A 24,924-nucleotide genomic window follows, 5' to 3' on the forward strand; every position below is an offset into this window, starting at 1 on the left:
GCCGCAAGGCGAGCACGAAACGCCACTGTGCCTGAACACCGTCCGCTCCCCCTGTTCGTTCTATCTGCTCCGCCCCAGGGCGAAGAAACGACCCTAGCAGGAAACGCGCCGGAGGCTATGGCCCGATCGAGATAGTCTTCGGCCCTATCCAGGCGGCGCGGGTCATCGGGCTCGGTCAAGATGCCCGAAATCGGGTGCTGGAGAGGTTCATGAACAGACGTGAATTCACCGCTGCGATCCTGGCCGGAAGTGCCGCCCTCCCATTCGGAATCACCCGCGCGGTCGGTCAGACGCGGGGCGGCACGCTCAACACCATCATCCAGCCGGAACCTCCGGTCCTCGTCACCGCGCTGAACCAGCAGCAGCCGACCCTGACCCTCGGCGGGAAGATCTACGAGAGCCTGCTGAAATACGGGCCGGACCTCAAGCCCATGCCCGGCATGGCCAAGTCCTGGGAGATCTCCCCCGATGGACTGACCTATACGTTCAAGCTCTTCGAGGGCATCACCTTCCACGACGGCAAGCCGATGACCTCGGAGGATGTCGTCTTCAGCTGCATGCAGGTGCTGACCCAGACCCATCCGCGCGCCCGCAACAACTTCGCGCGCGTGGCCTCGGCCGAGGCGCCCGATCCGCTCACCGTCGTCTTCAAGCTGAAACAGCCCTTCGCGCCGTTCCTCGGCTGTTTCGACTGCACGTCGGCCCCGATCCTGCCGAAGCACGTCTACGAGGGCACAGATTTCCGCAAGAACCCGATGAACGACAAGGCGATCGGGACGGGACCCTTCAAGCTCAAGGAATGGGTGCGCGGCTCGCACGTCCATCTCGTCCGCCACGACGGCTACTACCTCAAGGACCAGCCGTATCTCGACGAGATCATCTACCGCGTCATCCCGGACGCGGCCTCGCGAGCCCTGGCGCTCGAGAACGGCACCGTGCAGCTCGTGCAATGGTCCGATATCGAATTCTTCGACGTGACGCGGTTCAAGAAACAGGCGAATCTCGAATACACGACCAATGGCTACGAGTATTTCGCGCCTCATCAGTGGCTCGAGATGAACAACCGCATCGCGCCGATGAACGACAAGCGCTTCCGGCAGGCGGTGATGCATCTGATCGATCGCGACGCCCTGAACAAGCGCGTGTATTTCGGCAATGCGAAAATCGCGACCGGGCCGATCTCGTCGAAGACCCGCTTCTACGACGGCAACGTCAAGAAATACGAGTATTCGCTCGACAAGGCGAAGGCGCTCCTCGACGAGATGGGGCTGAAGCCGGGCGCGAACGGCAAGCGGGCCGAGATCAAATACGTCGTGCCGCCCTACGGCGAGGTCTACCAGCGCGCGGGCGAGTTCTTCCGGCAATCCTTCTCGCGGGTCGGGATCGACCTCGTCCTCGTGGGTACGGACATGGCGGGCTGGGCCGAGAAGGTCGGCAACTGGGATTACGAGATGACCCAGAACCTGCTCTACCAGCTCGGCGATCCGGCCCTCGGCGTCAGCCGCACCTACATCTCCACCAACATCAAGAAGGGGATCCTGTTCTCGAACACGCAGGGCTATTCGAACCCGGAAGTCGATCGCCTGTTCGAGGAGGCTGCCGTCGCTCTCGACGAGAAGAAGCGCCAGGAGCTCTACACCAAGGTCCAGCAGATCCTGGTCGAGGATGTGCCCGTCGCCTGGACGCTGGAGCTGGAATATCCGATATTCTACGACAAATCGCTCAAGAATGTCGTCACGACGGCGATCGGATCGCACGAGACCTTCGGCGTGGTCCATAAGTCGTGAGGGGTGCGCGGAGCGCCGCGGCGATCGGGCTCGCGGCGATCACCTGGGCGGTGCGGCTGGTCGCCGTGATCCTCGTGATCGCGACCTTCAACTTCATCCTCGTTCGCGCGGCGCCCGGCGATCCGGCCCAGGTGATGGCCGGCCAGTCGGGAGCGGCCGATCCGAAGATCCTCGAGGATCTGCGCAAGGAATACGGGCTCGACCAGCCCTATCTGGTCCAGCTCGGCACGCATCTGAAGCGCGTCCTCTCCTTCGATCTCGGCTATTCCTACCGCCAGAGACGGCCGGTCCTCGATCTGATCATGGAGCGTCTGCCGGCGACGCTGCTCCTGACCCTGACGGCCTTCTGCCTCGCGCTCCTCGTGGGCACGACGCTCGGCGCGCTGGCGGGGCTCGCGGCGGGAAGCGTCGTCGACACGCTCTTCACGGTGCTGTCGCTGCTCCTCTACGCGACGCCGGTCTTCTGGCTGGGGCTGATGCTGGTCCTCGTCTTCTCCGTCACGCTCGGCTGGCTGCCGGCCTTCGGTTACGAGACGATCAACGCCAAGCTGACGCCGATCGAGCGCGTCTTCGACATCGGCAAGCACATGATCATGCCGGTCGTCTCGCTCGCGGCGATCTACCTTGCCATCTATGCCCGGCTGATGCGTTCCTCGATCATCGAGGTCGCGCATCAGGACTTCATCAAGACGGCGCGGGCGAAGGGGCTCGCCGGGCCTCGGATCGTCGTCGGCCACATGCTGCGCAACGCGCTGGTGCCGGTCGTGACCGTCGCCGGCATGCAGGCCGGAGCGCTGGTCGGCGGCGCGGTCGTGATCGAGACCGTCTTCGCCTGGCCCGGCCTCGGGCGGCTCACCTTCGATGCGGTGCTCCAGCGCGACTATCCGGTCCTTCTCGGCATCTTCCTGATCCTCTCGATCATCGTGATCGTGCTGAACCTTGCGACCGACCTCGTCTACCGCCTGATCGATCCGCGCATGACGACGGGGGCCGCCTGATGGATGCGGTCCGCGCCTTCCTGCGCCATCCGAGCGGCATGGCGGGGCTCGTCCTGCTCCTCGCCGTCGTCGCCCTCGCCCTCCTCGCGCCGGTCCTGTTCCCGGTCTCGCCCTGGGAGATGGTGGGCGCACCCTTCACGCCGCCCGGCGAGGACGGGATGTGGCTCGGCGGCGATACGCTCGGACGGGACGTCGCGGCCGGGGTCGCGCACGGCGCGCGGGTCTCGCTCGTCATCGGCATCGCCTCGGCCTTCGCGGCCATGGTGATCGGCGTCGTGATCGGCGCCATCTCCGGCTATTTCGGCGGCGCGGTCGATCTCGTGCTGATGCGGGTGACGGAGCTGTTCCAGACCGTCCCGGCCTTCATCCTCGCGATCCTGCTGGTCGCGACCTTCAGCCCGACGCTGACGACGATCATCCTGACCCTCGGCGCGGTGAGCTGGCCGCCGCTCGCCCGGCTGACGCGGGCCGAGTTCCTGCGGCTGCGCAAGCGCGAATTCGTCGAGGCGGCGCTCTGCCAGGGGGAGGGGACCGCGCGGATCGTCCTCGGCCACATCCTGCCGAACGCGATCTCGCCCATCCTCGTCGTCACCTCGCTCACCGTCGCGACGGCGATCCTGCTCGAGAGCGCGCTCTCCTTCATGGGGCTCGGCGATCCGAACCAGATGTCCTGGGGCTTCATGATCGGGGCCGGCCGCACCGTCATCCGCAACGCCTGGTGGATGAGCGTCTTTCCGGGTGTCGCGATCCTGCTGACGGTGCTCGCCATCAACCTCTTCGGCGAGGGCCTGTCGGACGTGCTCAACCCGCGCGTCTCGAGGCGCCGGGCATGAGCGGCGCGTCCGATCCCGCCATCCTCTCGGTCGAGAGCCTCTCGATCGCGCTGCCGAAAGGCGGCGACAGGCCCTTCGCGGTCGAGGACGTCACGTTCTCGATCGGCCGCAACGAGGTCGTCTGCCTCGTCGGCGAATCGGGCTCGGGCAAATCGATGATCGCGCATGCGATCCTCTCGCTCCTGCCGAAGGGCGTCGGCATCTCGTCCGGCGCCGTGAAGGTCGTCGGCCAGGATACGGCGCGGCTCGACCGGCGCGCCCTGCGGCGCCTGCGCGGGGGCGAGGCGGCGATGATCTTCCAGGAGCCGCTCTCCTCGCTGAACCCCCTGAAGAGGGTCGGCGAGCAGATCGCCGAGACCATCGTCACCCATCAGCGCCCCGTCCCGCCGGCCGCCGAGATCGATGCGCGGGTGCAGGATCTCCTCGGCCAGGTCGGCCTGCCGAACCCGCCGCTCCTCGCGCGCAGCTTCCCGTTCGAATTGTCCGGCGGCCAGCGCCAGCGCGTCATGATCGCGATGGCGATGGCGAACCGTCCGGCCCTCCTCATCGCCGACGAGCCGACGACGGCCCTCGACGTCACCACCCAGCGCCAGATCCTGCGCCTGATCGACGAGCTGCGCCGCGAACGCGGCATGGGGGTGCTCCTCATCACCCATGATTTCGGCGTCGTGGCCGACGTCGCGGACCGGGTCGTCGTGCTGCGCCACGGCAAGGTCGTCGAGCACGGCACGGTGGAGCAGGTGCTGCGCCATCCGCGCGAGGCCTATACGCGCGAATTGATCGACGCCGTGCCGAAGGCGCAGGTTCGCAGCCGCGAGGACAAGTCCGGCGCCGAAGCGCTGCTGCGGGTCGAGGATCTGCGCAAGACCTTCGTCGTCCGGCGCGGCTGGTTCCGCCCGCCGCGGGAGGTCGTGGCGGCCGACGGCGTCTCGCTCACCCTGCACGAGGGCGAGACGCTCGCCGTCGTGGGCGAGTCGGGCTCCGGAAAATCGACCCTCGGTCGCATGATCATGCGGCTGACGGAGCCGGATTCCGGCGCGATACGCCTCGGCGGGCAGGACCTCCGCCAATTGCGCGGCGAGGCGTTGCGCCAGGCGCGGCGGGGCCTCCAGATCGTCTTCCAGGACCCCTTCGCGAGCCTCGACCCCAGGCAGAAGGTGGGTGACGCCGTCGCGCGCGGCCCCATGGCCTACGGCACATCGCGCGCCGAGGCGATGGAGCAGGCGAGGGCGCTGCTCGCCCGGGTCGGGCTGACCCCCGCGGCGGCCGATCGCTATCCGCATGAATTCTCCGGCGGCCAGCGCCAGCGCATCTGCATCGCCCGCGCCTTGGCGCTCAAGCCCCGCGTCCTCGTCGCGGACGAGGCGGTCTCGGCGCTCGACGTCTCGGTCCAGGCGCAGGTGCTGGCGCTGCTGGCGGAGCTCCGCCGCGAGATGCGCCTCGCCATGATCTTCATCACGCACGATCTCCGCATCGCGGCCGAGATCGCCGATAGGGTGATCGTTCTCCAGAAGGGCCGGATCGTCGAGGAGGGGCCGACGGCCGAAGTCTTCAACCGGCCCCGCGAGGCCTATACGCGCGAATTGCTGGAGGCCATTCCCGGCCGCCGCTTCTTCGACCAGCCGGGCATCGTGGAGGGGGTGGCGTGACGGCACCACAGCGCTCCCCGCTTCTCCCCTTGTGGGAGAAGTCGAGTTGCGCGGCAGCGCAACCGGATGAGGGGTATAGGACGCAAGCCGCTGCCGGGAGGCGCAACCCCTCACCCGGTCGACGCCTCCGGCGTCGCTCGACCTCTCCCGCAAGGGGAGAGGCGGCGCGGAGGAACGTTCCAGCATGAAGGATTCATTTTGACGTCCACCACTGCATTGCCCCTTCCCCCCGGTGCCCGCGAGCGGATCGAGGCGGCCGTCGAGGCCGCCTTCGAGGCGCAGGTCGCGACCACGGCCGCCTTCGTCGCCATTCCGAGCACGCGCGGCGCCGAGGGGCCCTGCCAGGACATGATCGCCGGCCTCCTGCGCGAGCGCGGCTACGAGGTGGATGACTGGATCATCGACCAGGACGATCTGAAGGACCTGCCGGGATACGGCCCGGTCGAGACGGATTTCTCACGCGCCCGCACCGTCGTCGGCACCTGGCGGCCGACGCGGGAGGAGGGGCGCTCGCTGATCCTCCAGGGCCATTGCGACGTCGTCCCGGCCGGACCGCTCGACATGTGGAAGCGCCCGCCCTTCAAGCCGGTCGTCGAGGACGGCTGGCTCTACGGACGCGGCGCGGGCGACATGAAGTCGGGCACGATCGCGGCCCTCTACGCGCTCGACGCCCTGAAGGCGGCGGGGCTCCGGCCGAAGGGCCGCATCCATCTCCAGTCGGTGATCGAGGAGGAGAGCACGGGCCTCGGCGCCCTCTCGACGCTCCAGCGCGGCTATCGCGCCGATGCCTGCCTCCTGCCCGAGCCGACCGACGGCCGTGTGATGCGCTCGCAGGTGGGCGTGATCTGGTTCCGGCTGCGCGTGCGGGGCGAGCCCGTCCATGTGGCGCGCGCGGGCACCGGCTCGAACGCGATCAAGGCCGCCTTCCACCTGATCCAGGGCATCGAGACGCTCGAAGCGGAGTGGAACGAGCGCGCCAAGGCGGATCGCTTCTTCGGCAGCGTCGAGCACCCGCTGAACTTCAATCCCGGCATCATCAAGGGCGGCGACTGGGCCTCCAGCGTCCCGGCCTGGTGCGACGTCGATTGCCGCATCGGCATCCTGCCCGGCTGGACGATCGCCGATTGCCAGGCCGAGATCCTCGCCTGCGTCGAGGCGGCGTCGAAGAGCCATCCGTTCCTCGCCGACAATCCGCCGAGCGTCGTCTGGTCCGGCTTCCTCTCGCCCGGCTACGAGGTGACGGAGGCGGCGGAGATCGAGGCGGTCCTCGCGGAGGCCCATCGGGCCGTCAGCGGCGAGGAGCTTCAGGAATCCTACTTCACGGGCCTCACCGACGCCCGGTTCTATGGCCTCGATTACGGCATTCCGGCCTTCTGCTACGGCGCCCGCATGGAGGGTGCGCACGGCTTCAACGAGCGCGTGGACCTCGCCTCGCTGAAGGCTCTGACGACGACGCTCGCGCTGTTCGTCGCCGGATGGTGCGGCGTGGAGGATGCAGCATAGGGAGAGGCACGATGGACAGCCACGGTGCAGGAGGAAAGCCGCTCGTCCGCGACCAAGAGGACCTGCGCGCGCATTTCGGCAAGCTCAGTCCGCTCGCCGAGAAGAAGGTTCTCGATCGGGTCGACAAGTTCTGTCGCGACTTCATCGCGCTCTCGCCCTTCCTCGTCCTCGCTTCGAGCGACGGGAAGGGGAATGCCGATGCGAGCCCGCGCGGCGACGCGCCGGGCTTCGTCGCCGTGCTCGACGACAGGACGCTGCTGATCCCGGACCGGCGCGGCAACAACCGCGTCGACACCTTCGGCAACATCCTCGCCTCGCCGGGCGTGGGGCTCATCTTCCTCGTGCCCGGCATCAACGAAACCCTGCGCATCAACGGGCGCGCGGAGATCTGTCAGGATGCCGACCTTCTGACGCCCCTGACCGTTCAGAACATCACGCCGGCCATCGGCCTCAAGGTCCATGTCGAGGAGACCTATTTCCATTGCGGCAAGGCGCTGATGCGCTCGAAGCTCTGGAACCAGGAGGCCCAGGTCGAGCGGCACAGCTTCCCGACGCTTGGCCGGATCATCGCCGAGCAGACGGCGGCGATCGAGGTCGAGGAGGCGGAGAAGACGATGGAGGAGGCCTACCGGACGCGCCTCTACTGAGAGGAGCCCTCTCAGCGCGAACGGATATGCGTGTCCGGCAGGAGCAGCGCCACGATGCCGAGCAGGGGCAGCCAGGCGCAGAGGCGGTAGACGAACTCGATCGAGGTCCGGTCGGCCACCTCGCCGAGGACGGCCGCGCCGAGGCCGCCCATGCCGAAGGACAGGCCGAAGAACAGCCCGGCGACGAGCCCGACCCGCGTCGGCACGAGTTCCAGCGCGTAGACGAGGATGGCCGAGAGCGACGAGGCCATGATGAGCCCGATCGGGATCGTCAGGACGACGGTCCAGAACAGGTTCACATGCGGCAGGATCAGCGTGAAGGGCAACACGCCCAGCACCGAGCCGAGGATCACGGGCCTGCGCCCGATCCGGTCGCCGATCGGGCCGCCGAAGACGACGCCGGCCGCGATCGCGGCCATCGCCACGAAGAGATAGATCTGCGAGGCCTCGACCGACACGTCGAAGCGATCCATCAGGTAGAAGGTGTAGTAGGACGTGAAGCTCGCCGTGTAGAAGTTCTTCGAGAAGGTGAGGATCACGAGCAAGGCGACGGCGAAGCCGATCCGGCCGCGCGAGAGGGTGTGCGCGGCGAAGATCGGCTTCTTCGCGCCTGGCGCGCGCAGGCGCTCCGCGTACCAGCCGCCGACGCGCCACAGCACGATCATCGCGAGGAGCGCGACCAGCGAAAACCAGGCGACGCTGCCCTGCCCGAAGGGCACGACGATGAAGGCCGCGAGGAGCGGGCCGATCGCCTGGCCGAAATTCCCGCCGACCTGGAAGACCGACTGCGCCATGCCGTGCCGCCCGCCGGAGGCGGCTCGCGCGATGCGGGAGGATTCGGGATGGAAGACGGCCGAGCCGAAGCCGATCAAGGCCGCCGCGAGCAGGATCAGGCCGTAGCTCGTCCCGTAGCCGAGCAGGATCAGCCCGACGAAGGAAAAGCCCATCCCCGCCACCAGCGAATAGGGGGCGGGCCGCTTGTCGGTGATCGTGCCGACGATCGGCTGGAACAGCGAGGCCGTGCACTGGAAGATCAGCGTGATGAGGCCGATCTGGGCGAAGTCGAGCCCGTAGGACGTCTTCAGGATCGGATAGATCGCCGGCAGCAGCGACTGGATGAGGTCGTTCAGGCAGTGGCAGAAGCTGACCGCCCCTATGATGGCGAAGACGGTCGGATCGTGGCTCTGGGCGGTGATCGGTCCGGCCGGCTTCGGCAGCCCCTCGGCCGCAGGCGGCGGCTCGTCCTGCCGTCTCGCATCCATGGCGTCCTCTCCCCGGCCGCACCGTCGAGCGCGGGTTCGACCGTGCGACCTCCTCTACAGGAAGATCGACGGCCTGGATCTATCCCCGCAGCAGGGCTGCCCCGGCGCCGTTGCGGGGATCGGTTCCGCCTTCGGCTTACGGCTGCAGTCCTATGAACCTCCGAACCTGTAGTTCAGTCCGATGCGGCCGATGATGCCGCGATCACGCGACGTTTCGAGGACTTGCCCGACGGTGAGCCGTCCGAAGAATGGATCCGGCGAGGTCACGGTGGCGCGGGCGTGCGTTTTCCCGAGATCATAGAAGAGGCCTTCGCCTTTCACAGACCAGTTCTGACCGAGGGCGTATTCGACACCGCCGCCGACGACATAGCCGGTCTTCACGACGGATCGCGACGGGGTCGCTGTCGTGGCAGCTCGGTCAAGCCATGTGATGCTTTGGCGGTTTGCATAGGCAATCCCGCCCGTCGCGAAGACGAGCAGGTTCGGCAGAACAAGATAACCGATACGGCCACGGACGGTGCCCAGATAATCATATCTTTGGCGCGTCTCGATCGTCGTTGCAGCAGTGAGGAAACGCCCGAACTTCGTTTCATCGACGGTGCGGGAATCACGGACAGGAGAGACGGCCTGGATGTCCGCCTCCGCGCCCCACACCACTTGGCCGATCTGGTAGTTGTAGCCCAATTGCCCGCCTCCCATCAGGGAGGTCATTCCTCGCGTCCTGCCATTGCCGACGGTCGTGAAGGGATTCACGATCATCATCGCTCCCCAAAAGGTACCTCTCGAGAAGCCCGGCGTACCGGCTATCGTGCCGCTCTCTCCGCCCAGGACACCGGCATTCGCGCCGAGATAGAACCCCGTCCACTCGGGCGCGCCTCCGCCGGGGGCGGTCTGGGCATAGGCGGCGGAACTGGCGAGAATGGCCAGGGCCGCGAGAACGGAACGGGTCATGGGGAGGCGTCCGGGAGCCGCCGAAAGGGCGGCGGCTCATCTCGGCGGCCGGGCGGATCTAAAGCAATCGGCAATCGACGGGCTTGCCGGCGGCAGTGAAGGGATGATCGCGACCGTTGCGCTTCTGCAACGACGTCTTGGCGCATGCTTCGTGCCGCCGCCGTCTCGTCTCCGGCCTGCTTGAAAAGCCCGCGAGGGCGGGCCGGATGCCGGGCCTATCCCGCGGCCGCCCGCCGCTGCGAGCCGGCGAGGCCGAGCATCTCGCGGGCCTCCTCGGCGCTCGCCAGTTCGCCGCCCAGCAGCGTCACGATTCGGACGGCCTTCTCGACCATCTCGCCGTTGCCGGCGGAGAGCTTGCCCTTCGCGGCATGGACCGAGTCCTCCATGCCGATGCGGACATGGCCGCCGAGGAGGAACGACTGGGCGAGGAGGGTGAAGGCGTTGCGGCCGATGCCGAAGCCCGTCCAGGCGATGCCCTTCGGCACGAGGGTGCGGGCATAGGCGAGGGTCTCGGGGGTGGGCGGGAAGCCGTATTTCACGCCGAGAACGAGGCTCGCGAGGCCGGGCGTCCTGAGCTTGCCGGAGGCGACGAGGTCGGCGCAGAGGCCGCAATCGCCGGAATCGAACAGCTCGATCTCGGGCAGCACGCCGGCCCCGTAGATCGCCTCTGCCATCGCCGCGACGCTCTGCGGCGTGTTGATGACGACCTCCTGGCCGAAGGTCATCGTGTTGAGGTCGAGCGTCGCGATGTCGGGCTTCAGCGCGAGGACGTGCTCGACCCGCCTCTCGGGTCGGAGGAGGTTCGTGCGCGGGCCGGCGACGGCCGGGTTCTCCTCGCTCGGGTGGTAGCGTCCGCCCGGCCCCGTCGTGAGGTTGATGACGAGCGCGGTGTTCTTCGCGCGGATGCGCTCGACCACCTCACGGTAATGGCCGATCTCCATCGAGGGCCGGCCGTCGGGGTGGCGGACGTGGATATGGACGATCGCGGCGCCCGCTGCGGCCGCGTCCAGGGCGGAATCGGCGATCTGCTCCGGCGAGATCGGCAGGTTCGGGTTCATGTCGGGCCGCGTCAGGCTGCCCGTGACCGCGCAGGTCAGGATGGTCTTGGCCACGTCGTTCTCCGTATGGGTGTATGAGTGTCGGCGCGCCAGGGCGTCAGGACACCTGAAAGGCCTTGTCCGGCGCGATGCCGAGCGCCGTGACGAGCGCGTTCGTCTGGTTGGCCATGCCGACGATGGCCAGGAAATGACCGTACTGGGCGTCCGTCATGCCCTTCGCGCGCGCGGCGGCGGTGTGGGAATGGATGCAGTAGGAGCAGCCGTTGGTCACCGAGACCGCCATGTAGATCAGCTCCCGCGTCAGCGGGTCGAGCGGACCGGGGGCGATCATGATCGCCTTGAGGCCCTCCCAGGTCCGTTTCAGCGTGGCGGGATCGTGCGCGAGGCCGCGCCAGAAATCGTTGATGACATCCGAGCGGCGCACCGCGCGGATATCCGCGAAGACCGCGGCGACCTCGGGGATGCCGGCGGCCTCCTCGTCGCTCATCAATGTCACCGTCGCCATGACGTCCTCCCCATCGCGCCCCGCACGGCGTCTCGGCGCCTCAGCGGATCATCAGAACCCAGTAGTCGAGTTCGAGCACGACGGCGGGATGATAGCCATCCCCTTCGCGGCCGGGACAGTCGCCGCAGGGCTGGTTCTTGGTGGCGATGGTGCGGACGCGCAGGGCGCCGAGATCGGCCCGGCCGGGCAGTTCGGCCGTCTCGAGGATCTCGCTCCAGGCATAGATCGTGTCGCCCGCGAAGCTCGGAGAGACGTGGCGCCCGCCATTGATGGCGGCGACGCGGCAGGCATTGCCGAGACCGTTGAAGCTCAGCGCGCGCGCGGTCGCGATGATGTGGCCGCCATAGATGAGCCTCTTGCCGAAGCGGGTGTCCTTCGCGGCATGGGCGTCGAAATGGACCTTGGCCGTGTTCTGGTAGAGGCGTGTCGCCAGCTGGTGCTCGGCCTCCTCGATCGTCGCGCCGTCGACATGGTCGATCCGCTCGCCGGCCGCGTAATCGCCGAACCGGTGCGCGCTCCCGGCGAGGCCGTCGTCCCAGCCTGTCGGATCGAGCTCGGGGCAGCCCTCGCCGAGAAGGGCCGGCGCGACCGCCTTGGGAAGCTCCGGGACGTGCTCGGGCGGATTGGGCGCCGCGGGATCGCGCTTCTGCACCATGACCCAGCGGTTGTAATCGAGGACCGCTTCGCCGCGGTCGTTTGTCCCCTGCGTGCGGACATAGACGATGCCCGTCTTGCCCGAGGCGTTCGCCTTGAGGCCGATCACCTCGGAGACCGCCGAGACCGTGTCGCCCGGATAGACCGGGCGCAGGAACCGGGCGCCGGCATAGCCGAGATTGGCGACCGCGTTCAGGGAGACGTCCGGCACCGTCTTTCCGAACACGATGTTGAAGAGGAGGATGTCGTCGACGGGGCTCGCCGGATAGCCCGCCGCCCGGGCGAAGCTGTCGGCCGATTGCAGGGCGAAGCGCGAGCCGTAGATGGCGGTCGCGAGCGACACGTCGCCCGCGGTGATGGTCCGCGGCGTCGCGTGGCGGATCTCCTGGCCGAGGCGGAAATCCTCGAAGAAGTTGCCCGGATTGGTCTTCATGCGCATCTCCCCGCGTCCCGTCCGGACTTGAAAGCCCGACCCGAACGAAATCGCAAGTCGCGGGCCGGAGTCTGCCGTCCGACCGCACACCCGCCCGCCTCATGCTGAGGTGCTCGCCTGAAGGGCGAGCCTCGAAGCACCCGTAGCCGTTGTGCGTCCTTCGAGGCTTCGCTGCGCGAAGCACCTCAGGATGAGGAGGCCGGCCGGCCCGAGCCCCGGCAATGACGCTCCCGCTGGCGCCGCTAAAACGCCGCCACTTCCAACACGACCTCCGGCAGGCCCCGACGCGCGCGGGCCGCCTTCACCGTGTTGGCGAGGAGACAGGCGATGGTCATCGGTCCGACGCCGCCCGGAACGGGCGTGATCGCCGCCGCATGGGCCGCCGCCTCGTCGTAGGCGACGTCGCCGACGAGGCGGGACGTGCCGCCTTCGCCCTCGATGCGGTTGATGCCGACATCGATGACGACGGCGCCCGGCTTGATCCAGTCGCCGCGGATCATCTCGGGCCGGCCGACCGCCGCGACGAGGAGATCCGCACTCCGGCAGACCGCCGGCAGGTCGCGCGTGCGCGAATGGGCGACCGTCACCGTCGCGCTCTCGGCGAGGAGAAGCTGCGCCACCGGCTTGCCGACGATGTTCGAGCGGCCGACCACCACGGCATCGAGCCCCGCGAGGCTCGGCAGGACGGTCTTCGCCAGCATGACGCAGCCGACCGGCGTGCAGGGCACGAGGGCCGGCTGGCCCGTCGCGAGGCGCCCGGCATTGACGGGGTGGAAGCCGTCGACGTCCTTCGCCGGGTCGATGGCGAGGATCACGCGCGAGGCGTCGATCTGGGGCGGCAGCGGGAGCTGGACGAGGATGCCGTCGACGTCGTCGTCCCGGTTCAACCTGTCGATCAGCGCCAGGAGCTCGGCCTCGCCGGTCTCGGCGGGGAGCATGTGGTCGATCGAGCGCATGCCAGCGGCGACCGTCATCTTCTTCTTCGAGCCGACATAGACGCGGCTCGCCGGGTCGTCGCCCACGAGGACGACCGCGAGGCCGGGGACGACGCCGTCCCGCGCGAGATCGGCCACGGCGTCGGCGACGCGCGCGCGCAGGGACGCGGCGACGGCTTTCCCGTCGATGCGGATGGCGGTCATCGGGGTCTCTCTTGGGCGCAGAGCGCCTCCAGTCGGGCCGTCAGGTCGTCCGGATCGCCAGCGACGGCAAGCGTCTTCACGCGGGCCGTCGCGCCCGAGGCGACGCTGACGGCCGAGGGTGGGCGTCCGAGGGCGGCGGCGAGGCAGCGGCGGAGCGCGTCGTTCGCAGCGCCGTCGGCGGCCGCCGCCCGCACGCGGATGCGCAGCACGGCCCGGCCGTCGGAGAGATGCTCGATCCCCTCGACCGCATCGCGCCCGCCGCGCGGCGTCGCCCGCACGCGGATGGCGAGCCCCTCCGCGATGCGCCGGAAGGCCGGCTCGTCCTGCATCAGATCACGGCGGGATAGAGGTAGAGCTGGATCACGCGCTGGATGAAGAAGATGATCAGGAGGAGGATGATCGGCGAGATGTCGATCCCGCCGAGATTGGGCAGGATGTTCCGGATCGGCCGGAGCAGCGGCTCCGTGACCTGGTACAGGAAATTCCAGATCGAGCGCACGACGTCGTTGCGGACGTTGACGACGTTGAAGGCGATCAGCCAGCTCATGACGGCCGAGACGATCAGCACCCATACATAGAGCTGAAGCGCCAGCATGATGACGTCGAGGACAGCGCGCATGGTCGTAAGGCTCGGCGGACGGATGCCCGGCATGTAGCGAGACCGCCGCGCCGCGACAACCCGTGGGGCGGCCGCATGCGGCCGGCACCGTCTCGACGAAGCCTCATCCTCGCCTGGGAGGCAGGCGCATCACCAGCGATAGCCGATCGCCGCGGTCACGCGGCCATCGTAGAACTGACCGAAGGAGAGCACGGACGACTTCTTGTCGCTGGAGAAGGTTCCGGCGGAGCCGAGGTAGTTGATAATCTCCGTATCAAGGCGGATGAAGGCCGGCCCGAACGCACGTTCGACGCCGACGCCGATCGTGACATACGGCGTGACGGCATCCGAGGTCCGGCGAGCTGCCGGGAGGATCGCGGGGCCTAGCCAGTACGCCCACTGCGACGCACCCGTCGAACCTCGGATGAAGGCCGCACCCGCACCGATGCGGCCGAATACGAGCCACTCGTCGAAGGTGAGGCCTACGCGAAGGCTCGCATCGGCGCCGCCCTCGATACTCGCCTTCTGCCAGGACACGGCGGCGTGGTATGGGAGATAGCTCATCCGATCGATATAGGCCCGCCGCTGATCGCGCAGGTCGGCCCGCACCTCTCCGCCGAGATAGAGCGATCCGACTGTCTCGCCATAGCCGGCAAGGAGGCCGAAACTGGCGTTGGCATCCGAAGCACGCACCCTGTTCGGCGTGTAGCCGTAGGGATAGATGGGGTTGACCGTGGACGTACCCGGCAAGGGCCGTCCCATCTGATCTCCGGCGAAGGTCACGCCACCGAATGCGCCGACATAGGCGCCGTCGAACGGGGAGGGTTTCGCCGCCTCGGCTGAGGCCAGGGCGGCAGGAGCAGTCGGCGCGATGCCGCGCGCCGCCGCGGGAGCGCGGGCCGGACGGGACGGCCGCCCTTTCAGGGCATGGACCTCCGCCCGCAGGGCCGCATTCTCCCGTTCGAGGCGGTCCATGCGGCGGGCCAACTCGGCGAGGTCGGCCGATGCGGGGGCGGAGAGCGATACGCACGAGGCCAGAACAACCCCCGCCAAGACTGTCTTCCGCACGTTCGCTCTTTCCTGATCGTTCCGGATCGAGAAACAGTCTACAGTTGTCGGAAGTCAATCAGGGGCGAGGGTTCCGCCGGACAAAGAAGTCGGCTGTGGCCGCGCGATCTCATCCTTAAGGTGTAGGGCCGGCCGGCCTGGGCAGGGGCCCTCTCAGGCCTCCTTCGCCGCCTCGCCCTGCGGCTTCTTCATCATGAGCCCCGTGCGGTCGCAGGTGCCGCAGAGGATGCCGTCCTGGTTGAAGGCCTCGTGGCGGAAGGTCACGATGCCCTCGCCCGGGCGCGACTTGGATTCGCGCTTGCCGAGGATCGTGGTGCGGATCCTGATCGTGTCGCCCTCGAAGAGCGGATGGGGGAACTTGACGTCCGTCATGCCGAGATTGGCGATGGTCGTCCCGAAGGTCGTGTCGTCCACCGACATCCCGACCATGCAGCCGAGCGTGAAGAGGCTGTTCACCAGCGGCTTCTTGAACGGCGTCTTCGCCGCTGCGTGATTGTCGATATGGAAGGGCTGCGTGTTCATCGTCAGGAGCGAGAACCACTTGTTGTCCGCTTCCGTGATGGTGCGCGTCCAGCGATGGTCGAAGACCATCCCCTCCTCGAACTCCTCGAACCACAGCCCGGGCATCGCATCCTCCGTCGTTTCACAGACGGATACGCGGGTGGGCGCCGGATGGACAAGTCCCTGGCGCCGGTGGGCGGGAGGGGCTCAGGCGGGGTCGGCGCGCTCGTGGGGCGTGATGTGCAGATAGGCCGGGTCGAACTCGCCGAGAGCGGCGAGAGCGCTCCAGTCGCGCGCCATGATCATCCGCCCGTTGCTCTCGATCAGTTTTCGGGCGCGCAACTCCTGGAGCGTGCGGTTCATGTGGACGGCGGACACGCCGAGGGCGTCCGCGAGGTCCGTCTGCGAGATCGGCAGCTCGATCGCGTCCCCGTTGCCGAGACCGACCGAGGCCAGCCGCGTATGCATCTCGCACAGGAAATGGGCCGTCCGGCTCAGGGCGTCCCGGTGGCCGAGATTGACGATCCATTCGCGGAAGACGGCGGCGTCGACGAGCGTCAGCCGCCAGAGCGCTCCGGCGAGCCGCGGATAGCGCAGATTCAGGTCGTGGAGGTCGCGATGCGCGATCAGCCCGGCCGTCATCCCCGTCAGCGAGGCGAGGGTATGGTCCATCACGGCAAGGTGAAGGCTCTGCAGGTCCGGGATGTCTCCCGGGACGTGGAAGGCGATGATGTGCCGGTCGCCCTCGGCGCCGATCTTGTAGCGGATGGCATAGCCCGAGAGGACGACGCAGCAGGTCTCCGGCCTCTCGCCTTCGCAGAGGATATCCGTTCGCGGCGGCAGGTCGCGCACGGACATCGGCACGCGCAGCAACGCCTCCCGCTCCTCCGCCGACAGGGCCGCGACCGTCTCGACCCTGCGCAGGAGCGGGACGTTCCGCGATTCCCGTCCGAGCAACACCCTGATACCCACCGTATACCTCGGCACCGACGCGCGTCTGGACTCGTTTCGTGATGGAAGGCGACGGTCGCCAATCCTAGAGCCGAAAGGCCCGGAGCGCCACCGGCGCCGATGGAGGCTACATCCGCGACAGGAGCAGGAGCGACCGCCCCCGGGCGTCGCGCAGGACAAGCTTTGCGCGGGTCTGATCGAGCGTCCAGGCCCTGGCCCGGCGCAGAGCCTCGAAGAACCGCCGCTCCTGATCCATCGCCGCTGGCGGGCAGGCCATCTCGGTGCTCGCGAGCGGCCCGAAGACGATGGCGGCCCCGTTGACGGACGCACGGCCGGACATCCGGTTGCAGCCGCCCGTGCCGGAGACGGCGCCGTCCGTTGCGAGGTCGAGGACGCTCTGGAGCCGGTCGACGACGCCGCGACCGCCGATGCGCTCGGCCCGCCAGCGGCCGGCGGGGCTCGCGGCCTGCGGCTCGCCCCCGACGCGCCGCACCAGGATGTCGGTCGCGTTCGGCCCGCCCGCGAAGACGGGGTGGCGGTCGGTGGAGAGGAACAGCAGCCGTCCGCCGGCCGTGATCCTTGCGTGGAGCGCGTAGCTCCGGCCCGGCAGGATCCGCGCGTCGTCGTAACCGAGCCGATAGCGGATGGGCGCCTGCCTCCCGGGTCGGATCGTCGTCCGGCCGAGCGTGACCGCCCGCGCGTCGGCCCGCGAGACGTCGAGCAGGCTCACCTCGACCAATGCGGACGGCGGCAAGGCCATCCGCTCCCGATAGATCACTCTCCCGTCGAGAAACCGTGTCCCGGCCTCCGCCGCCTCCGTGAGCGGCCAGAGACAGGCCATGGCCGCCAGGATCGCGAGCTTGTGGGCGTGTCCCCGCCGCGTCATCCGTCCGCTCCTGTCCCGGGTTCCCGCCTTCATCCGCGTCTCCCGCCTTGCGTCGTTGCCTGCCGGCCGACCGCGAGCTAGCGTTCTCCCCGTATAGGAGATGGCTCAGTGACGGTGAATTTTGGAATCCTGTGCTTCCCCCGCGTGCAGCAACTCGACCTGACGGGACCGTTCGAGGTGTTCGCATCCGCCCGCGGAGCGACGGCGCATCTCGTCTGGAAGGATCTGACGCCCGTCCGGTCGGCGACGGGGCTCATGCTGCAGCCCACCGTGACCTTCGCCGACGCCCCGGCCTTCGACGTCCTGTGCGTACCGGGCGGGAGCGGGGTGAACCCGCTGCTCGAGGATGAGGAAACGCTCGACTTCATCCGCCGCCAGAGCGCCGGCGCGCGCTTCGTCACCTCGGTCTGCACGGGGGCGCTGGTCCTCGGCGCCGCCGGTCTCCTGAAGGGCAAGCGGGCGACGACCCATTGGGATTCGCATCAGTTCCTGGCCAATTTCGGAGCCATTCCGGAACAGGGCCGCGTCGTGCGGGACGGCAACGTGTTCACCGCCGGCGGCGTGACGTCCGGAATCGATTTCGGCCTGGCCGTCGTCGCCGAGCTCTTCGGGAGGGAAGAGGCCGAGACGATCCAGCTCTACATGGAATACGCGCCGCAGCCGCCATTCGACGCGGGCACGCCCGAGACCGCCCCGGCCGCAATCGTCGAGAAGGCGCGGCAGAGCCTCGCCCCCTCCCGGCAGGCGAAGGTGGAGATCCTGGAGCGCCTGGGATTGTCGTAGCGCCGGCACGGCGACCGGGCGTCCGCGATCGGACGTCCGGCATCGCGGGACGGCCTGTCGGCTTTTCCACAGGACGGGGCGGCCGGTTCACGCCGTCCAGACGGATCGTTTCCGAACGCCCTCGCGGTCGTTCGGAAACGACACCGTCAGCGATTCGGCCAAGCACCTGAAAAGATTGGAGCGGGTGAAGGGAATCGAACCCTCGTCATCAGCTTGGAAGGCTGTTGCTCTACCATTGAGCTACACCCGCATCGCGCCGGGCCCGTGGTGGGGGAAGTAGGACTCGAACCTACGAAGGCATAGCCAGCGGATTTACAGTCCGCCCCCTTTGCCGCTCGGGACATTCCCCCTTGCCACGGTGCGCCGTGCGCAAGCCGCTGCCCGGCAAGCCGGCCAGCGGGACCCGCGTTATGGTGAGCGCCCCGGCAGGTGTCAACTGCCTGTCATCACGATGGCTCGACCGCGAGGATTGCGATCTCGGCCCGGCGGGTCTCGATCTCCGGATCGAAACCGCCGGGCGCGGCGAGCTGCACGGCGAAGTGCCGCTCGAAAGCATCCCAGGAGCGCCAGCGGGCGACGTTCAGGAACGCGCCGCTGCCTTCCGGGGCCGCGAGGAGGCGCGGCACGCCGTCCGGCAGCACGGCGCCATCCGTGATCCGCGTCAGCGTCTCGCCGAGGAAGTCGGGATGGCCGTCTGGCTTCTGTTCGGCGAAGCGCTGCAGGAATGCGGCCTCCCGGTCCGGCCGCGCGAAGCGCCGGATCAGGATGATCACCATGGCGGCCGGCTCAGCGGAGCGCGGCGATGGCCATCGCGACGCCCTTGGCGCGGGGAAGGATCGAATCGAGTTCGAGATATTCGTCCGGCGAATGGGCGAGGCCGCCGACGGGGCCGGTCGAGCAAACGGTCGGGCAGCCGACGGCGGAGGTGAAGCCCGAATCGGCGCAGCCGCCCGAGAACTCGCCCTCGACCTTGTGTCCGAGGGAGGACATCGCCTCCTGGTAGAGGCCGAGGATCTCCTTCGAGGCCTCGTCCTGGACGAGAGGAAGGAACTCGCCCTTGATCTCGAGCACCGCGCTCGTGCCTTCGACGGTCGCCTCCGCGACGATCGCCTCGATCTTCGCCATCGCCTCGGCACGGTGCGGCGGTTCGACATAGCGCAGGTCGATGCCGATCTTGGCCCAGGGCGCGACCGTGTTGACGGACTGGCCGCCCGAGACGAGGCCGACATTGAGCGTCGTGCCGCGCTCGAGGTCGGTCACGTCCTTGAGCTTCACGATCTTGTGCGCCACCTCGTTGATCGCGCTGATCCCGGCCTGGAAGTTGCCGCCCGAATGCGAGGCCTTGCCGGTCACGGTGCATTCCATGAACACCCCGCCCTTGCGGCCGGTCACGACGTTGCCGGTCGGTCGGCCGGGCTCGGCGTTGAAGACGCAGCGCGCGCCCCGCGCCGTCTCCTCGATGATCGGCCGGCAGGCCGGCGAGCCGATCTCCTCGTCGGAGGTGATGAGCACGGTCAGCGGCGCGGGCGCGCCGCCATGCTTGTGGAAGGCGGCGGCGACGAAGGCGTTCATGACGAGCCCTGCCTTCATGTCGGCGACGCCCGGCCCGTAGGCGCGGTTGCCCTTGACGGAGAAGGGGCGGCGGCCGGCTTCGCCCTTCGGGAACACCGTGTCGCGGTGGCCCATCAGCACGATCGGCCGGTTGCCGCCGCCCGACCCCGCGATCGTCGCGAGGAAGGCGTCCCCGAAGGTCTCGCGGGGGCGGCGGACGACCGGGATGCCGTGTTCGGTGAAGAAGCGCTCGAAACGCTCTCCGACCCGGTCGACGCCCTCCTTGTCGTAGCTCCCGGAATCGAGGTTCACGACCTCCTCCAGCAGCTTCACCATCGCGCCCTCCTGCGCGGTGAGCCAGTCGAGAACGGCGGTCGGGGCAGCGGTCACGGGCGATCTCCTGATGGTCGTTCCGGCATAGACGGTCGCCGGGCGTCCGGCGAGCGCTTTGGGCGAACGGCTCCCATGCCGCCTTGCGTCATAGCCCCGGCGCCGGACGGGGCTGCGTCGACGTCAGGGCAGCCGGCTTGTCTGGAGCGCGGGGGCGCGTCCATCATCCCGAGCGGGCGTGGCGAGGCGGATGACATCCATGGCAGCGGGACAGCCGCAGAACGTCGTGATCGTGGGCTCGGGGCAGGCCGGCTACCAGGCCGCCGCCTCGCTCCGCGAGAACGGCTTCCAGGGGCCGGTCACGATCGTCGGGGACGAGCCGGGGCTGCCCTATCAGCGTCCCCCGCTCTCGAAGGCCTATCTGACGGGCAAGACGGACGAGGAGGGCCTCCTCCTGCGGGCGAGGCCGTTCTTCGACGACCGGGGCATCGACGTGCTGGCTCCGGAGCGCGCGGCGCGGATCGAGCGCGCCGAGCGCAGGCTGGTGCTCGGCTCCGGCCTGTCGCTGCCCTACGGCCACCTCGTCCTGGCGACGGGCGCCCGGAACCGGCCACTGGCCGTGCCGGGGGCGGATCTCGACGGCGTGCTCTATCTGCGCACGCGCGCCGATGCGGATCGGCTGCGTGCGCAGATGAGCGAGGCGAGGCGCATCGTCGTGATCGGCGCCGGCTTCATCGGCCTCGAATTCGCGGCGGTCGCCGCCGCGCGCGGAGTCGAGGTCACGGTGCTGGAGGCCGCCAGCCGGCCGATGTCGCGGGCTCTGTCCCTGCCGATGTCCGACTTCTTCCGCGAGGCCCACGAGGCGGCGGGACTTCGCCTCGTCTTCGGCGCCGTCGTCACGCGGATCGAAGGACGAGGCGGGCGTGCGGTCGCGGTCGAGACCGCGGCGGGCGAGATGTATCCCTGCGATCTCGTCCTGGTCGGGATCGGCGTCATGCCGAATGCGGAACTCGCGGCCGAGGCCGGGCTCGCGATCGGGAACGGGATCGTGGTCGACGCGCATCTGCTCACCGCCGATCCCGCCATCTCGGCGATCGGCGACTGCGCGGCCTATCCGAGCCCCCATGCCGGCGGCCGCGCGAGCCGGCTCGAATCGGTGCAGAACGCGGTCGACCAGGCCCGCGCGGTCGCCGCGCGGCTGACGGGAAGCCCGGCGCCCTATGCGGCCGTGCCGTGGTTCTGGAGCGACCAGGGCAGCCTCAAGCTCCAGATCGCCGGACTGGCCGTCCCCCACGAGGAGACCATCATCCGGGGCGATCCGGCGAGCGGAGCCTTCTCCGTGTTCTGTTACGAGGGCGAGCGGCTGCTCGGCGTGGAATCGGTCAACCGTCCGGCCGACCACATGATCGCCCGGCGCCTGCTGGCGGCCGGCCTCGGCGTGACCCGGGAGGAGGCGGCGGATCCGGGCCTCGACCTCAAGGCGCGGGCGAGCGCCCTTCTCACGCGGTGACGGATACGCGGCGAACCGCCTCCATCAGCAATTCGTAGGAGCGGTGCCGCGCAGGCTGGTCGTAGATCGCGGAGGTGATCATCAGCTCGTCCGCCCGGGCCGAATCCGCAAAGGCGACCAGGGTCTTGGCGACCTCGTCCGGCGTGCCGACGAAGAGCCGGTCGCGATTGCGCCGGATCGTCTGGCGTTCGAACTCCGTATAGGGATAGGCGGCGGCCTCCTCGGGGCTCGGGATCGGCCCGAACTCGCCGCGATCCCGCTTCAGCCGGTTCAGGTCCTGGCTCGAGGCGAGCCTTTCGGCCTCCTCCGCGGTCTCGCCGATGACGGCCGCGACGGCGAGGATCGACCAGGGCTTGTCCATCCACACGGAGGGCTGGAAGGCCTCCTTGTAGGTCAGCATGGCGTCGTCGACCGGATGGGTCGCGAAATGGTGGGCGAAGGCGAAGCCCATCCCGACCTGCGCCGCGAGCCGCGCCGAATAGCCGGACGAGCCGAGAAGCCAGATCGGCGGGAGCTTCACGTCGGTCGGCATCGCGGAGACGCGCCGGAACGGGTGGCCTTCGGGGAAGCCGCCCGTCTCCCACAGGATCAGCTCCTGGAGCTTCTCGAGGAAGTCGTCGCCTTCGCGCCCCTCCTGGTGGCGGCGCAGGGCATAGGCGGTGACGCCGTCGGTCCCGGGGGCGCGGCCGACGCCGAGATCGATCCGATCGGGAAACAGGCCTTCGAGCACGCGGAAGCGCTCGGCCACCATCAGGGGGGAATGGTTCGGCAGCATGACGCCGCCCGATCCGACCCGGATGCGGGAGGTCGCGGCGGCGACCTGCCCGATCATGATCTCGGGGGCCGGGCTCGCGACCGAGGGAAGATTGTGATGTTCGGCGAGCCAGTAGCGCCGATACCCGGCCGCGTCGCAGGTCTTGGCGAGTGCGATCGTCTCGTGCAGGGCGGCGCTGGGCGGGTGTCCGGAGCGGACGAAGGACAGGTCGAGGACCGAGAGCGGCAGCATGGCTTCGACATGGGGCCGATCACGCCCGATGTCGAGAGCGTCCGATGCGCGCTCTCTCCCGCTCATCCCCAGCCTGGACGTCGGATCGGGTCCGACGCCAGGTCGGCCCCGTTGTCGCCGGGGCCGCGCGGGTCATGGTTCGTGTCGAGGACCCGATTACGCCTCGGCATTCGCCTTCGGGCGGCCGCGGCGCTTCGGCGCCGGGGCCGGCGCGGCTTCGGCAGCCGGCTTCGCGGCGGACTTGCGGCGCTGCTGGCCGAGGCCGAGGGCCTTGGCGAGTTCCGAGCGCTGCTTGGCGTAGTTCGGCGCAACCATCGGATAGTCGCGGGCGAGGCCCCACTTCTCGCGATACTGGGCCGGCGTCAGACCGCGTCCCGACAGATGCCTCTTGAGAGACTTGTAGCGTCGGCCGTCCTCGAGGCTGATCAAGTAGTCTGCGGTGATGGATTTCTTGATCGGCACGATGGGGGTCGGCTTCTCCGGCTCCGGCGCCTTCTTCTCGGTCAGGCCGCGCAGAGCGCCGTGCACCGACGCAATCACTTCGGGAAGCTCGCTCGCTGCAACCTTGTTGTTTGCCACGAATGCCGAAACGATCTCGCTCGTCAGCTCGGCGAGTCCTTCCAAGGAGGTATCCGTATTCGCTTCCATGATTAGGCTTTCTCGATTCGCCAATGATGTCCCTTTCTTCAATGCATTGCCTCGCCAATAACGCAAGTGTTATCTGAAGACGAAATCAGGAATCCACCGTGAACCGAGCCGAGAATGGAAGTCCTGCGCCCGTTTCACCAGAATAGCGCTGACGCCCCAGGCAACTGGCACGCCCGAAGCGCGTGCGGTCGGCGCCTGGCCGATCTCGCAGCCGAGCGATCCGGGCGATCGCGTGTGTGTCGAAGACATCGCGTGCCGGATCGGACATCATCGCCGTAAGATCGGCCCGAGCAGCCGAAGCCTCGTCGGCTGCGTGACATCATCGGCGACGCGGGGTTGCCCGGCTTCACGCTTGCGCAAATCGGGACGGGCCGGGATGGCGTCGGAGTTGATCGCGCGCGGGATCCCGGCGGGAGCATCCGTCGCCCGAGGTCGGCCGACCGGCGCGATGCGGGCAATTCGCCGAAAATTCGACGGGCTTTACGCCGTGTTAACCATGCTTGGCGATGGTCTACGCCAGGAGGCCTGTCATGGCGTGTCCGAATCATCGTCCCGAATCGTCGCCGGTCGCGACCCTTTCTCCGGATTACGACCGGATCGCGCGGCGCATCGGGGCCAAGCTGCGTGAAATGTACGGCGCGCCGGAAGCGGCAGCGCTGCCCGCCGACCATGTCGACCTTCTCTTGCGCTTGCGGCACAAGGAACGCGATCAGATGCGGGCGCGCGGGGTCTAGAGACCCTTGTCGGCGCTGCGGGAGCGATGGCGCCGGCCGGGATCATGCCGACAGGACGAGAGGTTTCCGAGGCCGGAGGCGCGCGCGCCGCGTCGATGCGCGCGCGTCGTGCGTCCGCCGGCCTCGCTTTCGGCGTCATGGCCCTGGTCTGGGCTTCGACCGCCCCCGCCGCCGGGCCGAAGGTCGCCTCCATCAATCTCTGCACGGATCAACTGATCCTGATCCTCGCCGATCCGGACCAGGTCCTCGGCCTCAGCCCGTATGCGCGGGACGACAAGCGCTCCTGGGCGGCCGCGCAGGCCGACACCTTCCCGCGGCTCTCGGGCCTTGCCGAGGACGTCCTGGTGCTCAGGCCGGATCTCGTCTTCGCGGGCCGCTACACGAAGCGCGCGACGCGCGAATTGCTGGCGCGCCAGGGGCTTCGGGTCGTCGAATTCGAACCCGCCCGCTCGATCGCCGAGGCCCGCAAGCAGATCCGCGAGGCCGGCGCCCTTCTCGGCCATCCCGAGCGGGCCGAGGCGTCGATCCGGGCCATCGACGCCGCCGTCGCGCGCATCAGGGCCTCGGTCACGGCGAAGCCGCTGAGCGTGCTGCCGCTGTCGCGGCGCGGCTGGGCTGCGGGGTCGGGCACGCTTCTCGGCTCCCTCATCGACACCGTGGGACTGAGCGTCGCGGCGAAGGGCGGCGCGCGTCCCTCCGGCGGGTTCCTCTCGCTCGAAAGCATCGTGGCCCTCCGGCCCGATCTCCTGCTCGTCTCCTCGGATGACGAGCGCGCCGAGGACCAGGGCAGCGCGCTGCTTCAGCATAGCGTGCTCGCCGAGCTCTACCCCCCGTACAAGCGGATCGTGATCCCCGAACGGCTGACGGCCTGCGGCGGCCCGATGCTGACCGAGGCGCTGTCGCGGCTCGCGAAGGCGGTCGAGGCGCCGCGCTGAGCGC

At 68.7% G+C, this 24,924-nt stretch carries 25 protein-coding genes, 2 tRNA genes and 1 pseudogene; 10 read left to right on the forward strand and 18 right to left on the reverse strand.

Going from position 1 to position 24,924, the window contains the following annotated elements; translation table 11 throughout:
* Positions 1-209 precede the first annotated feature (209 nt).
* The 6 genes from EV668_RS14470 (at position 210) to EV668_RS14495 (ending at position 7,417) form a co-directional block, all read left to right on the forward strand.
* Positions 210-1,787: an ABC transporter substrate-binding protein gene (locus tag EV668_RS14470; protein WP_133771191.1), complete on the forward strand. Its 1,578-nt coding sequence runs from the start codon at positions 210-212 to the stop codon at positions 1,785-1,787.
* Positions 1,784-2,785 (forward strand): ABC transporter permease, encoded by a 1,002-nt coding sequence (locus EV668_RS14475; RefSeq protein WP_133771193.1) that lies wholly within the window; start codon positions 1,784-1,786, stop codon positions 2,783-2,785. The genes EV668_RS14470 and EV668_RS14475 overlap by 4 nt, the downstream gene beginning before the upstream one ends.
* Positions 2,785-3,618: an ABC transporter permease gene (locus EV668_RS14480; RefSeq protein WP_133771196.1), complete on the forward strand. Its 834-nt coding sequence runs from the start codon at positions 2,785-2,787 to the stop codon at positions 3,616-3,618. Before EV668_RS14475 ends, EV668_RS14480 begins: the two co-directional genes overlap by 1 nt.
* Complete coding sequence (locus tag EV668_RS14485) at positions 3,615-5,267, forward strand: dipeptide ABC transporter ATP-binding protein (protein WP_133771198.1); 1,653 nt, start codon at positions 3,615-3,617, stop codon at positions 5,265-5,267. The genes EV668_RS14480 and EV668_RS14485 overlap by 4 nt, the downstream gene beginning before the upstream one ends.
* A 198-nt stretch (positions 5,268-5,465) precedes the next feature.
* Complete coding sequence (locus tag EV668_RS14490) at positions 5,466-6,770, forward strand: ArgE/DapE family deacylase (protein ID WP_245513185.1); 1,305 nt, start codon at positions 5,466-5,468, stop codon at positions 6,768-6,770.
* A gap of 11 nt (positions 6,771-6,781) precedes the next feature.
* Entirely contained in the window at positions 6,782-7,417 is a 636-nt protein-coding gene (locus EV668_RS14495) for a pyridoxamine 5'-phosphate oxidase family protein (RefSeq protein WP_133771201.1), read from the forward strand.
* An 11-nt stretch (positions 7,418-7,428) separates the two neighbouring features.
* Here the strand turns inward: EV668_RS14495 and EV668_RS14500 are convergent, their stop codons facing one another.
* From EV668_RS14500 to EV668_RS14555, 12 genes and pseudogenes are all read right to left on the reverse strand, one after another.
* Complete coding sequence (locus tag EV668_RS14500) at positions 7,429-8,679, reverse strand: MFS transporter (RefSeq protein WP_133771203.1); 1,251 nt, start codon at positions 8,677-8,679, stop codon at positions 7,429-7,431.
* Positions 8,680-8,829: 150 nt separating this feature from the next.
* Complete coding sequence (locus tag EV668_RS14505; RefSeq protein WP_133771205.1) at positions 8,830-9,630, reverse strand: outer membrane protein; 801 nt, start codon at positions 9,628-9,630, stop codon at positions 8,830-8,832.
* A 215-nt stretch (positions 9,631-9,845) separates the two neighbouring features.
* On the reverse strand, positions 9,846-10,742 hold the full coding sequence (locus EV668_RS14510; RefSeq protein WP_133771207.1) for a beta-keto acid cleavage family enzyme: 897 nt from the start codon (positions 10,740-10,742) through the stop codon (positions 9,846-9,848).
* A 43-nt stretch (positions 10,743-10,785) separates the two neighbouring features.
* Complete coding sequence (locus EV668_RS14515) at positions 10,786-11,193, reverse strand: carboxymuconolactone decarboxylase family protein (protein ID WP_133771209.1); 408 nt, start codon at positions 11,191-11,193, stop codon at positions 10,786-10,788.
* 40 nt (positions 11,194-11,233) lie between these two features.
* Positions 11,234-12,280: a MaoC family dehydratase gene (locus EV668_RS14520; RefSeq protein ID WP_133771211.1), complete on the reverse strand. Its 1,047-nt coding sequence runs from the start codon at positions 12,278-12,280 to the stop codon at positions 11,234-11,236.
* Positions 12,281-12,522: 242 nt separating this feature from the next.
* Complete coding sequence (folD, locus tag EV668_RS14525) at positions 12,523-13,419, reverse strand: bifunctional methylenetetrahydrofolate dehydrogenase/methenyltetrahydrofolate cyclohydrolase FolD (protein ID WP_133771212.1); 897 nt, start codon at positions 13,417-13,419, stop codon at positions 12,523-12,525.
* The gene (locus EV668_RS14530) at positions 13,416-13,748 is read right to left on the reverse strand and encodes a DUF167 family protein (RefSeq protein ID WP_133771214.1); all 333 of its coding nucleotides are present in this window, start codon (positions 13,746-13,748) and stop codon (positions 13,416-13,418) included. Before EV668_RS14530 ends, folD begins: the two co-directional genes overlap by 4 nt.
* The gene (locus tag EV668_RS14535; protein WP_133771216.1) at positions 13,748-14,038 is read right to left on the reverse strand and encodes a YggT family protein; all 291 of its coding nucleotides are present in this window, start codon (positions 14,036-14,038) and stop codon (positions 13,748-13,750) included. Before EV668_RS14535 ends, EV668_RS14530 begins: the two co-directional genes overlap by 1 nt.
* A 129-nt stretch (positions 14,039-14,167) precedes the next feature.
* Positions 14,168-14,992 carry a hypothetical protein gene (locus EV668_RS14540; RefSeq protein WP_133771219.1) on the reverse strand — a complete coding sequence of 275 codons (825 nt, stop codon included), beginning with the start codon at positions 14,990-14,992 and terminating at the stop codon, positions 14,168-14,170.
* 246 nt (positions 14,993-15,238) lie between these two features.
* Positions 15,239-15,724: pseudogene (locus EV668_RS14545) on the reverse strand (MaoC family dehydratase); the annotation flags it as partial.
* Between the two features lie 69 nt (positions 15,725-15,793).
* Entirely contained in the window at positions 15,794-16,558 is a 765-nt protein-coding gene (locus tag EV668_RS14550; protein ID WP_245513187.1) for a Crp/Fnr family transcriptional regulator, read from the reverse strand.
* Positions 16,559-16,664: 106 nt separating this feature from the next.
* Complete coding sequence (locus EV668_RS14555) at positions 16,665-17,456, reverse strand: YbaY family lipoprotein (protein ID WP_133771223.1); 792 nt, start codon at positions 17,454-17,456, stop codon at positions 16,665-16,667.
* Between the two features lie 75 nt (positions 17,457-17,531).
* On the opposite strand from EV668_RS14555, the gene EV668_RS14560 reads away from it, so the two are divergent.
* The gene (locus EV668_RS14560) at positions 17,532-18,206 is read left to right on the forward strand and encodes a DJ-1/PfpI family protein (protein ID WP_133771225.1); all 675 of its coding nucleotides are present in this window, start codon (positions 17,532-17,534) and stop codon (positions 18,204-18,206) included.
* Positions 18,207-18,382: 176 nt separating this feature from the next.
* Here EV668_RS14560 and EV668_RS14565 read toward each other — a convergent pair.
* The 4 genes from EV668_RS14565 to EV668_RS14580 all read right to left on the reverse strand — a co-directional run bounded on the left by EV668_RS14565 (position 18,383) and on the right by EV668_RS14580 (position 20,093).
* A tRNA-Gly gene (locus EV668_RS14565) sits at positions 18,383-18,456 on the reverse strand.
* A gap of 15 nt (positions 18,457-18,471) precedes the next feature.
* Positions 18,472-18,556, reverse strand: a tRNA-Tyr gene (locus tag EV668_RS14570).
* A gap of 96 nt (positions 18,557-18,652) precedes the next feature.
* The gene (locus EV668_RS14575; protein WP_133771227.1) at positions 18,653-18,982 is read right to left on the reverse strand and encodes an antibiotic biosynthesis monooxygenase family protein; all 330 of its coding nucleotides are present in this window, start codon (positions 18,980-18,982) and stop codon (positions 18,653-18,655) included.
* A 10-nt stretch (positions 18,983-18,992) separates the two neighbouring features.
* A complete protein-coding gene (locus EV668_RS14580; protein ID WP_133772061.1) occupies positions 18,993-20,093 on the reverse strand; it encodes a M20 family metallopeptidase in 1,101 nt (366 codons plus the stop codon).
* A 253-nt stretch (positions 20,094-20,346) separates the two neighbouring features.
* On the opposite strand from EV668_RS14580, the gene EV668_RS14585 reads away from it, so the two are divergent.
* On the forward strand, positions 20,347-21,597 hold the full coding sequence (locus tag EV668_RS14585; RefSeq protein ID WP_133771228.1) for an NAD(P)/FAD-dependent oxidoreductase: 1,251 nt from the start codon (positions 20,347-20,349) through the stop codon (positions 21,595-21,597).
* On the opposite strand, the gene EV668_RS14590 is transcribed toward EV668_RS14585, so the two are convergent.
* Both EV668_RS14590 and EV668_RS14595 read right to left on the reverse strand, forming a co-directional pair.
* The gene (locus tag EV668_RS14590; protein WP_133772063.1) at positions 21,587-22,603 is read right to left on the reverse strand and encodes an LLM class flavin-dependent oxidoreductase; all 1,017 of its coding nucleotides are present in this window, start codon (positions 22,601-22,603) and stop codon (positions 21,587-21,589) included. The genes EV668_RS14585 and EV668_RS14590 overlap by 11 nt on opposite strands.
* Positions 22,604-22,759: 156 nt before the next feature.
* Positions 22,760-23,251, reverse strand: coding sequence for a Ros/MucR family transcriptional regulator (locus EV668_RS14595; protein WP_133771230.1), 492 nt, complete (start codon positions 23,249-23,251; stop codon positions 22,760-22,762).
* Between the two features lie 530 nt (positions 23,252-23,781).
* On the opposite strand from EV668_RS14595, the gene EV668_RS14600 reads away from it, so the two are divergent.
* Together EV668_RS14600 and EV668_RS14605 are read left to right on the forward strand one after the other, a co-directional pair.
* Positions 23,782-23,985 carry a hypothetical protein gene (locus tag EV668_RS14600; protein ID WP_133771232.1) on the forward strand — a complete coding sequence of 68 codons (204 nt, stop codon included), beginning with the start codon at positions 23,782-23,784 and terminating at the stop codon, positions 23,983-23,985.
* Positions 23,986-24,080: 95 nt separating this feature from the next.
* Positions 24,081-24,920, forward strand: a complete 840-nt coding sequence (locus EV668_RS14605; protein WP_245513189.1) for an ABC transporter substrate-binding protein — start codon at positions 24,081-24,083, stop codon at positions 24,918-24,920.
* Positions 24,921-24,924 lie beyond the last annotated feature (4 nt).

Source organism: Enterovirga rhinocerotis (assembly GCF_004363955.1).
Classification (GTDB): domain Bacteria; phylum Pseudomonadota; class Alphaproteobacteria; order Rhizobiales; family Beijerinckiaceae; genus Enterovirga; species Enterovirga rhinocerotis.

What these genes read in the sequence shown, in the direction of transcription:
- EV668_RS14485 (WP_133771198.1), top strand. Translation starts at nt 3,615, where the DNA reads ATGAGCGGCGCGTCCGATCCCGCCATCCTCTCGGTCGAGAGCCTCTCG.
- EV668_RS14605 (WP_245513189.1), top strand. Translation starts at nt 24,081, where the DNA reads ATGCGCGCGCGTCGTGCGTCCGCCGGCCTCGCTTTCGGCGTCATGGCC.
- EV668_RS14530 (WP_133771214.1), bottom strand. Translation starts at nt 13,748, where the DNA reads ATGCAGGACGAGCCGGCCTTCCGGCGCATCGCGGAGGGGCTCGCCATC.
- EV668_RS14535 (WP_133771216.1), bottom strand. Translation starts at nt 14,038, where the DNA reads ATGCGCGCTGTCCTCGACGTCATCATGCTGGCGCTTCAGCTCTATGTA.
- EV668_RS14590 (WP_133772063.1), bottom strand. Translation starts at nt 22,603, where the DNA reads ATGCTGCCGCTCTCGGTCCTCGACCTGTCCTTCGTCCGCTCCGGACAC.
- EV668_RS14500 (WP_133771203.1), bottom strand. Translation starts at nt 8,679, where the DNA reads ATGGATGCGAGACGGCAGGACGAGCCGCCGCCTGCGGCCGAGGGGCTG.
- EV668_RS14540 (WP_133771219.1), bottom strand. Translation starts at nt 14,992, where the DNA reads ATGGACCGCCTCGAACGGGAGAATGCGGCCCTGCGGGCGGAGGTCCAT.
- EV668_RS14515 (WP_133771209.1), bottom strand. Translation starts at nt 11,193, where the DNA reads ATGGCGACGGTGACATTGATGAGCGACGAGGAGGCCGCCGGCATCCCC.
- EV668_RS14505 (WP_133771205.1), bottom strand. Translation starts at nt 9,630, where the DNA reads ATGACCCGTTCCGTTCTCGCGGCCCTGGCCATTCTCGCCAGTTCCGCC.
- EV668_RS14580 (WP_133772061.1), bottom strand. Translation starts at nt 20,093, where the DNA reads ATGGTGAAGCTGCTGGAGGAGGTCGTGAACCTCGATTCCGGGAGCTAC.
- EV668_RS14600 (WP_133771232.1), top strand. Translation starts at nt 23,782, where the DNA reads ATGGCGTGTCCGAATCATCGTCCCGAATCGTCGCCGGTCGCGACCCTT.
- EV668_RS14555 (WP_133771223.1), bottom strand. Translation starts at nt 17,456, where the DNA reads ATGAAGGCGGGAACCCGGGACAGGAGCGGACGGATGACGCGGCGGGGA.
- EV668_RS14575 (WP_133771227.1), bottom strand. Translation starts at nt 18,982, where the DNA reads ATGGTGATCATCCTGATCCGGCGCTTCGCGCGGCCGGACCGGGAGGCC.
- EV668_RS14520 (WP_133771211.1), bottom strand. Translation starts at nt 12,280, where the DNA reads ATGAAGACCAATCCGGGCAACTTCTTCGAGGATTTCCGCCTCGGCCAG.
- EV668_RS14495 (WP_133771201.1), top strand. Translation starts at nt 6,782, where the DNA reads ATGGACAGCCACGGTGCAGGAGGAAAGCCGCTCGTCCGCGACCAAGAG.
- EV668_RS14480 (WP_133771196.1), top strand. Translation starts at nt 2,785, where the DNA reads ATGGATGCGGTCCGCGCCTTCCTGCGCCATCCGAGCGGCATGGCGGGG.
- folD (WP_133771212.1), bottom strand. Translation starts at nt 13,419, where the DNA reads ATGACCGCCATCCGCATCGACGGGAAAGCCGTCGCCGCGTCCCTGCGC.
- EV668_RS14585 (WP_133771228.1), top strand. Translation starts at nt 20,347, where the DNA reads ATGGCAGCGGGACAGCCGCAGAACGTCGTGATCGTGGGCTCGGGGCAG.
- EV668_RS14470 (WP_133771191.1), top strand. Translation starts at nt 210, where the DNA reads ATGAACAGACGTGAATTCACCGCTGCGATCCTGGCCGGAAGTGCCGCC.
- EV668_RS14595 (WP_133771230.1), bottom strand. Translation starts at nt 23,251, where the DNA reads ATGGAAGCGAATACGGATACCTCCTTGGAAGGACTCGCCGAGCTGACG.